Here is a 14,940-nt window from a genome sequence, read left to right as displayed (position 1 = left end):
TTATCAAATCAAAACTTTCCCTGTCATTTCTTTAGGAATAGGATAAGCTTTAATTTTTAAAATTGTTGGGGCAATATCTGCCAAAATTCCATTTTTTATTTTTTGATATTCTTTTGAAACTAAAATGCATGGAACAGGGTTTAGGGAATGAGCTGTATTTGGTGTTCCATCCGAATTTATAGCATGATCTGAATTTCCGTGATCAGCAATTATTAAAATCGTGTAATCGTTTGCTTTGGCTGTTTCTACAACTTCTTTTACACAATTGTCAACAGCATTTATTGCTTTTAAAATTGCTGGATAAATTCCTGTATGACCCACCATGTCGCCATTAGCAAAGTTAAGACAAATAAAATCAGGTTCTTTTGTTTTTAATTCTTTTACAATTGCATCCTTTACTTTGTAAGCACTCATTTCGGGTTGCAAATCGTAGGTTGCCACTTTTGGAGAAGGAATCATTATTCTTTTTTCATTGTCAAATTCTTCTTCTCTACCTCCTGAAAAGAAAAATGTTACATGAGCATATTTTTCTGTTTCAGCTATTCTTATTTGTTTTTCACCTTTTTTTGAAAGTATTTCTCCCAGTGAATTATTTACATTATCTTTTTTAAAAATGACATTGATATTTTTGAAATTTTTATCATATTTTGTCATTGTAAAATACTCAAGATCCAATGATTTCATATCATAGTCGGGAATATCTTTTTGAGTAAGTGCCGTTGTTATTTGCCTTAGCCTATCGGTTCTAAAGTTAAAACAAATTACTACATCGCCTGCTTTTATTGTTGTAATTGCTTTGTTGTTTTTATCCGTTTTTACAATAGGTTTAATAAATTCATCAGTAACATTATTATCATAGGATTCCTGAATTGCCTTTTGAATATTTTTTGTTTTTTTCCCATTTCCATGAACCATTAAATCGTATCCTTCCTTTATTCTTTCCCAACGATTATCTCTGTCCATAGTGTAATATCTGCCTGTAAGTGAAGCAATTTTTATGTTTGAATCTTCAATTTTTTTTTCAAGTTCTTTAATAAATCCCAATCCACTTTTGGGGTCGGTATCTCTACCATCAGTTAATGCATGAATAAAAACTTCTTTTAAGCCAAAATCTTTTGTAATATCACATAATTTGTAAAGATGTTTTTGGGACGAATGAACACCACCGTTTGAAACCAATCCTAAAAGATGAACCGTTTTATTATTATTTTTAGCATAGCGAAAAGCCTTATTAATTTCTTCATTTTTAATTATTGAATTATCTTCAATAGCTTTATTGATTTTTACAAGGTCTTGAAAAACAATTCTTCCTGCACCAATATTCATGTGTCCTACTTCCGAGTTTCCCATTTGTCCTTGGGGTAGTCCAACATTTTTTCCTGAGGTTAAAAGTTCCGAATTTGGATAATTTTTTAATAGGGAATCAATGTAAGGTGTTTCTCCATTAAAAATAGCATCTGCTTTGGATTTATCTCCTATTCCCCATCCATCAAGAATCATTAAAATTACTTTCTTGCTTTTCATTGTTGTATTTTTTTTAGAATTACAAAGGTAAAGAGAAAGAATTGAAATCTCATTTTCAAGATGCAATAGCTATGATGTTGTTTCAGTAAGCTAAATTAACTTTGGAAAAGTCAATTATCAGCTTTGAGTAGATTTGAAACAAAAAAAACGGACTAAGGTAAATTGAAAAAGTGTTAATTAATACTCATCTTCGTTGAAAAAATATTCATCACTAGAGGGGTAGTCAGGCCAAATTTCATCAATATTTTCAAACGGATCACCGTCATCTTCAAGCTCTTGCAAGTTTTCTACGAGCTCAAGGGGTGCTCCCGTCCTGATTGTGTAGTCGATAAGTTCGTCCTTTGTTGCAGGCCACGGAGCATCAATCAGATATGATGCCAATTCCACTGTCCAATACATATTCTGCTTCTTTTAGATTTTGTGCAAATATAATATTTTATACGAAATGGAAAAACTTTTTTGAAATTATATGAAAAAAAAATAAAAAATTCTGTAAACGCTACAAATACAATTAGATAGAATGAAATATAAATCTTAAAAAACAAAAATTTTACAAATTTTTGAATATTTTACAGAAATTGATTTTTTCAATACTTTTGAAGACAAAATGTGATGTATTTGTTTTATTTTTACAATGTTTCTAATGCTTACTTTAAAGATTGTTTTTAAACAAAAACATAAGATAATATATAGAATAGAAAGAAATGAGTAATCAAGATTTTATAGATAGGATAAAGATATTTTGTCGTTCGGGAGCAGGAGGTCCAGGTATGTCTCATTTTCATCGTGATAAAACGACATCTAAGGGTGGACCCGATGGAGGTGATGGAGGCAGAGGTGGTCATGTGATATTAGTAGGAAGCAATCACCTTTGGACATTATTACATTTAAGATATATGAAGCATGTTATTGCAAATAATGGACAAGGTGGAGGTAAATCATTAAAAACAGGAGCAAATGCAGAAGATAGAATTATTGAAGTGCCATTGGGTACAATAGCAAAAAAAATTGATGATGAAAAACCATTATTTGAAATTACGGAACATAATCAAAGAAAAATTTTACTCAGAGGAGGAAAAGGAGGATTAGGCAATTATCATTTTAGATCTTCTGTTCGTAAAGCACCTCGTTACTCCCAGTCGGGAATAGAAGGAGAATACAGTGAAGTTATTCTTGAACTTAAATTATTGGCTGATGTTGGTTTGGTTGGCTTTCCCAATGCCGGAAAATCAACACTATTGTCAGTTATTTCTGCAGCTAAACCAAAAGTGGCAAATTATGAGTTTACAACTTTAACTCCAAGTGTTGGTGTGGTGGATTACAAGGATGAAAAATCTTTTGTAGTGGCAGATATTCCGGGAATTATTAAAGGTGCGTCAAAAGGAAAGGGTTTAGGATTAAGGTTTTTAAGACATATTGAAAGGAATTCTGTCTTGCTTTTTATGATATCTGCTGAGCATTTAAATATTAGTGATCATTATGAAACTTTATTTGATGAATTAAAAAAGTTTAATCCATTGCTTGCTGGAAAAAAGAAAATACTTGCAATTACAAAATCTGATTTGCTTGACAATGAATTAAAGAATGAATTAATAAACTTTATTCCTGATTTACCTTCTGTATTTATTTCGTCAATTACAGGAGAGGGAATAGCTGAGTTAAAAGATATGTTATGGAATAATTTAAATGAATTTTAAAAGAAAAAAGATATGTTAAACATTGCACTATTTGGACCTCCTGGAGCAGGAAAAGGTACTCAATCAAAGCTGTTAATTGAAAATTATAATCTTATTTACATTGCAACCGGTGATATTTTGAGAGCAGAAATAGCTGAAAAAACAGAACTCGGTTTGGAAGCAAAGCATATTATTGAAAAAGGCGGGCTTGTTTCTGACGAAATAATTGTACAAATTATTGAAAAGAAAATTAAAATGCACCCTGAATCAAGTGGTTTTTTATTTGATGGATTTCCAAGAACCTTGGTGCAAGCTTATATTTTAGAAGGGCTTTTGTTAAGAGTACATTCTTCATTAACAAGTTTAATAAGCCTTGAAGTGCCTAAAGAAGAATCTGTTAAAAGGTTATTGAAACGAGCAGAAATAGAAAATAGGAAAGACGATACAAAAGAAATTATTCAAAACAGGCTTAAGGAATATGACAACAAAACTGTTCCTGTAATTTCATTTTATAAAGAAAAAAATAATTATATAGGAATTGATGGTACGGGAAAAATTGAAGATGTGTTTTCAGAAGTTCAAGAAAGTATTGAAATTGCTTTAAGAAAAGTGCTTTTAAATGTTGTAATTTTTGGATATCCGGGAGCAGGCAGAGGAACTCAGGCACAAATACTGGCAGAAAAATATAATCTCACTTATCTTTCGACAGGTGATATGCTTCAGGAAGAAATCAAAAAAGCTTCTTCACTTGGTAAAAGAGTAGAACGTTTAATGGAAAAAGGTGCATTGGTTCCTGATGAAATTGTAATTAAGTTGATAGAAAAAAGAATTGAAATGAATCCTGATACAAATGGATTTATTTTTAAAGGATTTCCACGAACAATGGTTCAGGCATATATTCTTGATGGGCTACTGTTAAAGATAAATTCTTCAATTTCATGTATTTTTAATATTAATGTTCCTCATTTAGAATTAGTAAAAAGATTGGCTTTAAGGGGAAAAACAGAAAACAGAATGGAATATGATTCTAATACTGAAACTATTGTTGAAAGGCTACAGGAACATGAAAAGAAAACACAACCGATTTTAAAATATTACAAAAAACAAAGTCCTGTTATTGATATTGACGGTCTTGGCAAAAAGGATGAAATTTTTCAAAGCCTAATCAAGGAAGTTGAGAAAGTTATTAAGAAGGTAAGGTAGGGCAAGATACAAGATACAAGATACAAGATACAAGATGCAGGATGCAGGATGCAAGATGCAGGATGCAGGATGCAAGATGCAGGATGCAGGATTCAAGATGCAGGATGCAGGATGCAGGATTCAAGATGCAGGATGCAGGATGCAGGATGCAGGATTCAAGATGCCAGGATGCAGGATGCAAGATGCAGGATGCAAGATACAGGATGCAAGATGCAGGATGTGCTTGCCTGAATAAGATTAATTGTTTTTATGCACTATGCGTAAAGCCATGTCTTTCCATTTTACCCCAAGTTTTTTTGCCACGGAAATAATCATAGTTTCCCATAAGTGACCAAAAAACAGTTAATGGATGATAAAGGAAAGGTTCAATTAGTGCAGTAAAGAATAATTTTATTAAGTCAGTTTTCTTTTTATATCTGTCAAAAGTAAGTTCTTCAAACAGTATTGACCATGTTGAAAATACTATAGCAAAAGAATAAACAAATGTTAATAGCATTAAGAAAAACGGCCAGTTTGAGGCACCAACTACAGCAAGGAAAATAAAGTATATTAACCCAAAGAATTCCATTAAAGGTGCAAGCCATTCAAAAATGAACCAATAAGGATAACCTAACATTCCCATTGTTCCATATTGTGGATTGAAAAAGATTTTACGATGCATAAAAAGAGTTCCCATGTTTCCTCTTGTCCATCTGTTTCTTTGATTTCCAAGAATTTTAAGACTAGTAGGAACTTCTGTCCAGCAAAGAGGGTCGGGTATATACACTACATCATATTTCTGATTAATTTCTTCCATGTGTCTTCTTACACGAACAATTAATTCCATGTCTTCACCTACTGTTTTAGTGCTGTAACCCCCGCAGTCAATAATTACATCTCGGTTAAACATTCCCATTGCACCACTTATGAGTAGTAGTCCGTTAAGTTTCGCCCAAGCCATTCTTCCCATCAAAAATGATCTATTATATTCAAGAACCTGAAATTTTGCTAAATATTCTTTAGGGTAATTGACATTAATTATTTTCCCACTTTCTATTTCACATGAGTTTGCAATACGAATTACACTTCCCGAAGTGAGTACTGTTTTTTCTCTTTGTTCAAGAAATGGTTTTGCAAGTCTTAATAATGCATCTTGTTCTAATATTGAGTCAACATCAATTACAACAAAAACATCTTTTCTTGATACATTTATACCTGCATTTAAAGCGTCTGCTTTTCCACCGTTTCTTTTGTCAATAACTGTTAACATCCCAAAGGATTGGTTTGTAGATTTGTATATGCCAATTATCTCTTTATGCTCTAGTCTGAAATCAACTGCGTAAGTAACTTTTTTGAGTGAAAAGGATTCTATTAGTTTGCTAAGTGTATCATCTTTGCTTCCATCGTTTACAATAAGAATGTCATAATCTTGATAATATAAATGTAGTAAAGCATGAACATTATCAATAATCGTTTTTCCTTCGTTAAAAGCAGGTGCAATCACAGAAACTGATGGGGCAAAAGGTGATGAAAGAATTTTATTGTAATCTACAAAACTGTTTTTTCGCATATAATGTATAAGTGCAAAAGCTGAAATTACCGCTAGTGCAAGATATGCAAAGACAACAAATATTCCAAACAGGAAAAATACAAGGTTGAGTAATTCTTGTAATATTTTTAATAGTTCAAGCATAATTTAGATTCTTTCAATAAAAATGTGTTTAACAATTGTTTCTAATTCTGTATCTTCATCCTTTTTTGCTATATCAAGGTATTTATCACTGGACATGCCAATTTTGTCAAGTGATTCTGCAGCATGGAATCTTAAATCAAAATTATTATCGGATAAAATATTTTCCAGAAAATCGACATTTGATTCATCATTAAAATCCCCTAAAGTAATAATAATTCTAATTTTATTTTGATGATAAACATAATTATAAATATCTTTTAAATATTTAGAAGCATCAGAATTTCCATTAATGCCGAGAGCAGTAATTGATTTTTGAATTATCTTTTTATTAGGATGACTTAAAAGTTTAATCAGGTCATCAAATGCATTTTGTTGCTTGAATATTGCTATCATTTGAAGACAGAATATTACTACATCATCATTATGTGATGACAACCATTTTTTAAAATCAGGAATTTTAATCTCATGTCTATCTATTAGGTAATGAATATTAAGCTTTTCCCATTCTGTAAAATCTTCTGTATATTTATCAAGAAAAGAAAACGGATTTGTTTTATTTAATCTTATAATTGCAAGTAGAGCTTCTAAGCGAATAATTTCATTTGAGTGATTTATAAATTGCTCAATACGTTGAGTAGCTAATCCTACTTTCATTTGTGTAAGTTCCTGTATTCCTGTTGCTACAATATGCCATTTTCTGCTATTAAGTTTTTTTAATGAGTGGGTATGCAATGATAATTCAAGGTAAAGATTCATTAGTCTTTCATAGGTCGTTCCTGAAAGATTTTTGTGTAATGATAATACTTCTTGTACTAAAATGTCTGTTTTTAAATAGGAGTTTATTTTTATCAGTTCAGTAGGAATTTTATTTTCATGCTCATCACTAAAAAGATATTCAGCAATAATATTTTGATATTTTTCTTTTACTATTTCAATCTTTTTATCCTTTGCGGATTTAATAAATCGTTGTATTACAATGAAAATAACTAATAGAATAAAACTTAACTGGAAATAAAATATCAAGATAATTGCCATAATAATTATCTTGTTTGAATTAAAAGTTGTTTCTACTACATTCATTATAGGATGTAAAATATTTTGAGGAAATGGTAAACTTTTGTCCTTTTTTAGTTTTTCTACTACTTCCTTAGTTGTTTCTGCTTTTTCAGCTTCACCTGTCCAATGTTCCGGTTTTTCTTCTTTTTCAACTATTTTTTCTTTATTTTCTTCTTGCTTGTTTTTTGCTTTTGCTTGTTTTTTCTTTTTCGGTTGATCTTTTTTATCAACTTTATCCTCATTTTCTTTTTTAGATTTTCTTTTTGAAAATATAGTATTTAGTTTGCTCTTTTCTTTTTGTTCGTGCTTTGTTGTTTCTTTTTCTTGATTATCCTTTTTCTCTACTTCTTTTTTTTCAGGCTTTTTTTCTTTTTTGTTACTTTTATCTTCTATTTCTACTTTTTTATTTGAAAGATGTGGGAATATATTTTCTTTGTTAATAAAAGCTTCGGCAAATCCAATGTTTTTTTTCTGTGGTTTTTCAATTTCTTGTGTTGACTTTTCCTTTTTAGGCTCTTCTTTTTTATCGGTAGTGCTTGTAGGTTCTACAACATTCTCTTCCTCAATATTAGTTGGAGGTTTTTCTTCCGAGTCTTCAACTTTTTGAGGTGTTGTTTTTTTTGAAGAAGCTATATAATTATTTCTGTCCCAGTTATTAAGTATTTTCTCGTTTTGAATTGCAACAATAAAAGCATCTTTTAATCCGTGTTCATCTATTAGTTCGTTTCGGTATTCTTTAGCATCATTGTAATTGTAAAAAGTTCCAACAACATATTTATATCTGCCATTGTCAAGTATCTCTTTAATTTCCTTGTCTATTTTATGTCTTTTTTTCAAAAAAATCATGTCTCCGGGACTTCCTTTTCTTGCAGATATTTGGACACTCAAAGTAACATCTTGTTGCTGTGCAAATGCATTTGAGTAGAGGCAAAATTGTACAATTCCCAAAAATATTATTGTTGAAATAACTTTTAATAGGTTTTGAGAACGCATGAAATTCAATATTTTAATTGTGTGTGTATTCAAATTATTTGTTGTTTTCTTTAAAATAAATATTCTAATAAAATACTAGCATCATAAGCATTACGATTATTAATATTGTTATCTGTTTTATATTCTTCATAATTATATCCTACTCTAATTTCATATAAAAAAGAAGAAGAAATTTTATCTTTATATCCTAATCTAATCCTTTTAGAATCTAACATATCAAAATCACCAATTTTGTTTATTCTTTCATCGGGTGAATTTCCTGTTGAAAGTACAACTGAAAAATAGTTATCTTTGTGTTTAAAATATCTGCGAAAAGACAAATGAAAGGAATTAGAAACACCATAGGATTTTGGAGAAATATAAGTTCTTAATAATATCCACCAGTTTCCTATGTATTTTCCTACAGATGCTGTGTAAATAAGAATGTTATTTGCAGAACTATCAGAATCGCGATAAAATTGCATGTACCTTATTCCCAAAGATGTTTCAAAGGCATTTGGTAAGGATTGATAAATTTCGAATCCGAATCGGTGTCGTGGAAATAGATTGTGATTCCATGAATAACCATAGCTTGTCCATGCATAAGCATCTTTCCAAATGTCAAAATATACATCTAATTCAGGCTCGCCATCAATATCTTTTGTAAGAAGATGTTCGGAATCAAAAACCATATCACCGATATAATATTTTGCAATTATTGAGAATTTTTTAAATTTGTGTCCGTATTTTAAAGTAGTAAGATGAAATCTTCTGTTCCAAGGAATACCAAAATATTCAAATGAATAGTTTAACGAAATGCTGTTTTTTTGATTTGAAGCTTTTACATTTTTAAGCAATGAGTTGCCTTTTTCATGTTCGGGACATAGTGTATTTAAATATTTCAATACTTTAAGGGCGGTATCGTATTCTTCTTGATTATCAAAAACACTTGCTTTTTTATAAAGGAAATCACAGTCATTAGGATGATAAAATAATCCATAATTGCAAAAACTTAATGCCGAGTCGTAATCGTCTGACCAGTTTTCGCAATCAATAGAAGCACTTATTGCTTGGTAATTTGCCGAATCATCTAAAAGTACTTTATGAAATTCTTTTTTTGCTAAATTATATTTTTTATCCCAAAGATAAGTTCGTCCTAACAAAGTTCTTACTTCATGATAATTTGGGTTTTTATTTAAAATTTGTTGGCAAAGTATTCTTGAAGAATCACGTTTTCCATTAAAAGCATATTCTCGGGCTTGCATAAAAAGACTGTCTGTATCAATTGTGTCATTCTGTATTTCAATATGTTCTAAAATTGATTCTTTGAGATTTGTGAATAAAGTGTCTTTAGGGTATTTAAATATTAATGAATCAACAATTTCTAATGATAAATCATATTCTTTTTTACTGTCAAGGATGTCTGCTTTTTTGTATAAAAAATTACTATCAAAAGGATAATAGCTTAATCCGTGCATACAATATTCAATTGCTTTATCGTAATTTTCCGACCATTTTTCAAGGTCAATAATAGCATTTATTAAATCATAATAATCGGGTGAGCTATCGTAAACGGTTTTAAATTCTTTTCTTGCTTTTGAGTACTCTCCATCCCATGTATAAGTTCTGCCAATAAGTATTCGGACATCATCATAAGATGGTGCTCTTTCTAAAATTTTATAGCAAATTGCTCTTGAAGTGTCTCTTGAGCCATTAAATGCATATTCACGTGCAAGCAAAAAAGAACTGTCAACATCTTCTATTTCATTGATAAGAATGATATTTTGACCTTTTACAATATTAATATTTGTAAAGTTTAGAATACAACATATCAAAAAAATGGAATATGCAAATTTATTTGTCATTATCTTTTTTTAATATGTCGTTTTACTCTAATTGAAAGTTCATTTGGGCTAAATGGTTTAACAATATAATCATCAGCACCAAGTTCAAATGCCTTTAAAATAGTATCCTCAAATTTTACTGAGGATAAAACTATTAAAGGTGTTTGAAGTTTTAATTCATTTCTTATAAGGTTAATTAATTCCAAACCACTAAAAAACGGCATGAGCAAATCAGTAATTATTAAATCAAATTTATTTTCTTTTATCATTGTTGCTCCATTTTTCCCATCTTTTGCAATTGTAATATCATAACCATCTTTCTTGAGTCGTAATTCAATCATTTTCAGAATCATGGTGTCGTCTTCACATACTAAAACTTTCATTTTTTATATAATTTATTTTAATTATTATCTTTTAAAAAATCATTTTCAAATTGAATAGATAATATCTTGCAGTCTTTATTTACTGTATTAATTAGTTCAGGAATATTATCATTTTTCTTTTTTTGCAAAGCAAGGTCTTCAATTTCGTCAATATTTCCAACAATACTAAATGCTCCAAGCATACTTGCATTTGAAAGAAATTTATGGGCAGTTCTTCTTAGCATATTCCAATCTTCTTTTTCATAGTAATAAAATAAGTTTTGAATAACTTCTTCATAAATATTGATAAAATATTCTATCATCTCTTTGGCAAATTTAGTATCACCATCTGTCATTTCTTCTAATCTGCTAGCGTTATATAATTTTTGTTCTACCATCCTATGTGCTTAATTTAAAGCGTTTAATGTTATTCGTAAATTTAAATTATATTATTTTTCATTAAACAAATTTCTTTCATCTGTATAGTTTTCAATAATTGTTTCCATTACCGGTTTATAATATCTCCAAAAGAATTTTGTTCTTTCATTAAATGTTGCATTTTTATAAAAGACCCTACTAATAAGCCCAATACCACGAAAATGCGAAGAATATAATGTAATAGGATTATCTGAAAAGTCTCCTGCAAAGTAATAAAATTTATAATCGTCTTCATCGTGTTCAATAAAAGCCGGGTATTCTGTAGGAATTCCGTATAGTGTTAATATTGAATCGCCAACATCGTTAGGTTTTATTTTGTAGGATGAAACAACTTTATTTGTGTTTTTTGTGAAAGTGATATCAAACCAGTATGGATAATGGATTTTTTTTGGTAAGTCATATTTCTTTTGTCCATATTCGGATGTATAAATAAAAGGGACTTCAACATCAAGAGATGTACGCTTTTCAAGTATTGCAATTCTTTCGTCTAAATGAACAAATACAATTCCTGCTTTTGTAAATGGCCAATTACCATCGTGTTGTTCTTTATAAAGCCGTATTACCCATCTGGGTAATTCAGGGTTTTTTAAAGTGTCTAATAAATTAAAATATCTACCTGTCCAACCTGTCCATTCAAAATTAAAAAGTTCTTCTGTTTTTCTACGAACTACCCATGATGTTGGAGATGCAATGATATTAAATTCAGTGAGTATTAGTTTTTTCTTTTCCTTCATTTTTTCAAGAAGCAGATAATCTGTTCTTGACATTCCTCCATAAATTTTTGGCGAATGTTCTGTTTCAAGAGAATCAAGGTACCATTCATTGTAATAAACTCCGTAAAGGTCGGTATAGTAAACCATATCAAGTGCATCAGACATTGAATCAATTTGTTCTTTCGATAAGGAATCAAGGTCGCTTATCCAGTATTTTTTGTTTTCATAAGGTTTTAAGGGAAAAAAACCATAGTAATCTTTGAAGTTACTGTAAAGTTTACCATCTGATTTTTTTACATATTTATTGTGGGTTTGTATCCAATTTAAAGAACGATGTTCATTTCTAAATGGTGTAGAAACAGTTTTATCTAATGTAAGAATGTTCATCGGGTAAGTTGGACTAAAATACCACCAAAGCCAACTCCAAAACGGAATAAATAAAATAATAAGAAAAATAATATTGCCAGGACGTATTTTCATCTAAATATATTAGTTTATATTTCTGTTGCAAAGTTAAGCATAATCAAATAATTATTAATTTTTTTTAGTTAATACTTAACAAGTTTATTAATAGATATTGTTTTGTTGTTCAGTTTTGTTACACATAAATATATTCCTTTTGAATTAATATTTACTTGTTTTATATCAAAATTAAGGAAATAATTTCCCTGTCTTTGATTTTTGTTTACAACTGTTTTTAGTAATTTCCCTGTAATATCATAAATGCTAATTTCAACATTTGCAGTTTTTTGCAAATTATAACTTAAGTTAAAGTTGTTAGTAAATGGATTAGGGTAGCTAGTGAGGTAAAAATCGGGATTTGACTTTTCATCAATTGCCGATGGATCACAATATCCGGGTAGGTTATTATCCATCCATTCAAAACGAGCAGAAAGCCAATCTTTTAAATAACTGATTTCTTCTTCATAAGTATCAAAAACATATTTGTTTGGCCAAATATATCTTCCTAGTATATGGTATTCATTAAAATTTCGTTTTTGAGCCTCATCTAAATAATTTGTCATTGAATCAATATAGCTTAGTACAATATCTGTTTTATAAGGACCTTTCCTTAATTTATTCCATCTGCATTTTACTTTGTTTTGAAAATTTGTGTCTTGCATTAATCTTTCAAACCAAAACATTTTGTATGCTTTGTTATAAATCCAGCCCCCTGTTGAATCTACATGATAATCACCATAGTTAACATTCCCATATCCAAGATTAAAATCCCAGTATGGTCCCATTTTTAATTTTCCACCCTTGCTATCTTTATTTTTGTACATAAAAACGCTGTATTTAAAAGCATCAATGTCTTTACTAAGTTCGTTTATCAATAAAAAATCAATAAATGAACTTATATCAATGTATTTTGAATAACCTGTTAGCGGGTCAGCAAACTCATTGCTAACTAAAGTATTTTCAAAATCTAAGATATAATTTTGTATATATTCTTTTTGTTTGGGAACTATTTCATCCCATTTAGGATAATGATATGATAAAAAGAGAATCATTGCATCAGGATATGCAGGACTTGGGTACGAATACCAACCTTCTGCAATGGTATCCGATTTATCAACCTTTATTATATATCCACCTGTAAGGTCATCTCCTGTTATGTCACTGCTTTTTAATTTTGAAATATTTACTCTTCCATTGTCTCTTTTGATTTTTTCCATAAAAACATAAACGCCTTTATAGTCTCCATTAATAAATAATTCACAAAATTTTGTCCTTGATGAATATTGATTTGTTGCTTCTGCTAATTTCAAAGTAAGAACATTTCGTAACAGACTTTTATCACTGTAAGGAGCATATAAAATCCAATCGTTTTCTTTTGGCCAACCAAAAATAGAAACATTATTATTGCTTCCATCAGATTTGCGAGTTTCAATTGCCATTGATTTTTTTATAAATTCCTGAGAAGACTGTCCTCTGTATTCAATTCCGATTTGTCCTGAATAGTCCGTTGATGAATCTGAAAGAATGTTTAATTTTCCAGGTCCATTATTAATAATTGTCATTTCAGCAGTTATTTTTGGCTCATCAACAATTGTATTTCCTAATGTATTGATTTGGATAATTGGCAAATTTGAAGAAATGAAAATATTAGCTACCTTGAACCATGAAGGAGGTGGTGCATAAAATGTACTTTTATCATTAATGCCTGCAAATAAAAATGGTATTGCTGACATGTCGGATGAAGTAATACCTGTATTATGTACTTGAATTGCAAGTACATTCATTCCTGTGGAAAGTGTATTAGATATTAAATCTATTGATGGGGAAAATGATTCAGGATCCTCACCTTTATACATAACCGCTTCATGAAATGTTAATGATGTATCATTGTACTTTGGTTTAATCCCAACAGTTCCTATGTTCGACCTTGCTATTTCTGTTCCATTTAGGTAGGCTACAAATGCATCATCATAATCCATTGATAATATAATTCTGGCAATTTTATCCTTATCAGGTACCATAAATTTCATTCTCATGTAAAGTGATATTGTAGATGGAATAATTGTTCTGTCATCTCCATCGGCATAACCAATTCCTCCTTTTCCTTTATTCCAATTACTTGTGTTAAAAGCAAGTGTATTCCATGTGGAATCGGGCTCGGTAGTACCAACAAAATAATCCCATGAAAATTGTGGAAATATTATGGTTTCCCAGTGATCAACTGCACCCTGTCCTTTTGATAAAGTTGAAATAAAGAAAAATAATAAAATAAAAAATGAAGTAGTAAAATTTTTCAATTTAGTTCTATTTAAATGATTTGTAATCATGAAACAACTTACAAATATACATGTTTTTATAAAAAAAACAATTTTTAAAAATAACTTTGCTTGAACAATATTGAAAAGAGTAATTGAAATCCCAACTTACTTTAGTATTTTTGCAAATAAAAAAATGTGATATGGATGTATTTATTGAATTAATAAAAGTTTTATTACCCTCAGTAATTGTTTTTGTAACGGCATTTTATATTTTAAAAAGCTTTTTACAAAATGAAAAAGATAAAAAGTTGATTGATGTAAAATCTGATTCTGCAAAGGATTTGATAATGCTTAAGTTACAAGCTTATGAAAGAGTAATGCTATTGCTTGAACGAATTGCTCCTGAAAATTTAATTGTAAGGATAAATAAAGCAGGAATGAATGTTGAACAATTACATGCTCAATTAATTTCAAATCTTAGGGCTGAATTTGACCATAATGTAGCACAGCAATTGTATGTTTCTAATGAAGCATGGGATAAAGTATTGAAAGCTAAATCTGAAATTGCAAAAATTATTAATTTATCAAAAGAAAAAGTTGATAATCAAAATAATTCACTTGATTTAGTAAAAATTATTCTTTTGAATAATCAAAAAATAAGTGTTTTTCTTTATGATGCAAAAACACATTTAAAAAAAGAAGCTCAGCAATTGTTTTAAAGGTAATTAATTGATTTTTAAATGTTAGGTTTAAAAAAATA

The 14,940-nt window shown here is 29.5% G+C and carries 13 protein-coding genes; 4 read left to right on the top strand and 9 right to left on the bottom strand.

Features of this window, described 5'->3' with window-relative positions:
* Positions 1 to 3: 3 nt before the first annotated feature.
* Both gpmI and U9R42_00770 read right to left on the bottom strand, forming a co-directional pair.
* Positions 4 to 1,524, bottom strand: a complete 1,521-nt coding sequence (gpmI, locus tag U9R42_00775; GenBank protein ID MEA3494553.1) for a 2,3-bisphosphoglycerate-independent phosphoglycerate mutase — start codon at positions 1,522 to 1,524, stop codon at positions 4 to 6.
* 177 nt (positions 1,525 to 1,701) lie between these two features.
* Positions 1,702 to 1,923, bottom strand: coding sequence for a DUF2795 domain-containing protein (locus tag U9R42_00770; protein MEA3494552.1), 222 nt, complete (start codon positions 1,921 to 1,923; stop codon positions 1,702 to 1,704).
* A gap of 305 nt (positions 1,924 to 2,228) precedes the next feature.
* On the opposite strand from U9R42_00770, the gene obgE reads away from it, so the two are divergent.
* From obgE to U9R42_00755, 3 genes are read left to right on the top strand one after another with little or no spacing between them, the layout of a single operon-like run.
* Entirely contained in the window at positions 2,229 to 3,221 is a 993-nt protein-coding gene (gene obgE, locus U9R42_00765; GenBank protein ID MEA3494551.1) for a GTPase ObgE, read from the top strand.
* A 12-nt stretch (positions 3,222 to 3,233) separates the two neighbouring features.
* A complete protein-coding gene (locus U9R42_00760) occupies positions 3,234 to 4,403 on the top strand; it encodes an adenylate kinase (GenBank protein MEA3494550.1) in 1,170 nt (389 codons plus the stop codon).
* A gap of 34 nt (positions 4,404 to 4,437) precedes the next feature.
* Positions 4,438 to 4,638: a hypothetical protein gene (locus U9R42_00755; GenBank protein MEA3494549.1), complete on the top strand. Its 201-nt coding sequence runs from the start codon at positions 4,438 to 4,440 to the stop codon at positions 4,636 to 4,638.
* A gap of 12 nt (positions 4,639 to 4,650) precedes the next feature.
* Here the strand turns inward: U9R42_00755 and U9R42_00750 are convergent, their stop codons facing one another.
* The 7 genes from U9R42_00750 to U9R42_00720 form a co-directional block, all read right to left on the bottom strand.
* A complete protein-coding gene (locus tag U9R42_00750) occupies positions 4,651 to 6,075 on the bottom strand; it encodes a glycosyltransferase (protein MEA3494548.1) in 1,425 nt (474 codons plus the stop codon).
* Positions 6,076 to 6,078: 3 nt separating this feature from the next.
* The gene (locus U9R42_00745) at positions 6,079 to 8,157 is read right to left on the bottom strand and encodes a hypothetical protein (GenBank protein ID MEA3494547.1); all 2,079 of its coding nucleotides are present in this window, start codon (positions 8,155 to 8,157) and stop codon (positions 6,079 to 6,081) included.
* Between the two features lie 17 nt (positions 8,158 to 8,174).
* Complete coding sequence (locus tag U9R42_00740; GenBank protein MEA3494546.1) at positions 8,175 to 9,968, bottom strand: YaiO family outer membrane beta-barrel protein; 1,794 nt, start codon at positions 9,966 to 9,968, stop codon at positions 8,175 to 8,177.
* Positions 9,968 to 10,330, bottom strand: coding sequence for a response regulator transcription factor (locus U9R42_00735; protein MEA3494545.1), 363 nt, complete (start codon positions 10,328 to 10,330; stop codon positions 9,968 to 9,970). Before U9R42_00735 ends, U9R42_00740 begins: the two co-directional genes overlap by 1 nt.
* A gap of 17 nt (positions 10,331 to 10,347) precedes the next feature.
* On the bottom strand, positions 10,348 to 10,707 hold the full coding sequence (locus U9R42_00730) for an Hpt domain-containing protein (protein ID MEA3494544.1): 360 nt from the start codon (positions 10,705 to 10,707) through the stop codon (positions 10,348 to 10,350).
* Between the two features lie 51 nt (positions 10,708 to 10,758).
* The gene (locus tag U9R42_00725) at positions 10,759 to 11,940 is read right to left on the bottom strand and encodes a hypothetical protein (GenBank protein MEA3494543.1); all 1,182 of its coding nucleotides are present in this window, start codon (positions 11,938 to 11,940) and stop codon (positions 10,759 to 10,761) included.
* A 68-nt stretch (positions 11,941 to 12,008) separates the two neighbouring features.
* Positions 12,009 to 14,219, bottom strand: a complete 2,211-nt coding sequence (locus tag U9R42_00720) for a CotH kinase family protein (protein ID MEA3494542.1) — start codon at positions 14,217 to 14,219, stop codon at positions 12,009 to 12,011.
* 161 nt (positions 14,220 to 14,380) lie between these two features.
* On the opposite strand from U9R42_00720, the gene U9R42_00715 reads away from it, so the two are divergent.
* A complete protein-coding gene (locus U9R42_00715; protein ID MEA3494541.1) occupies positions 14,381 to 14,899 on the top strand; it encodes a hypothetical protein in 519 nt (172 codons plus the stop codon).
* Positions 14,900 to 14,940: the final 41 nt, after the last annotated feature.

Source organism: Bacteroidota bacterium, from assembly GCA_034723125.1.
Taxonomy (GTDB): Bacteria; Bacteroidota; Bacteroidia; order CAILMK01; family JAAYUY01; genus JAYEOP01.
Note: the sequence above shows the minus strand (reverse complement) of the source record. Positions and strands in the feature narration are given on the sequence as shown.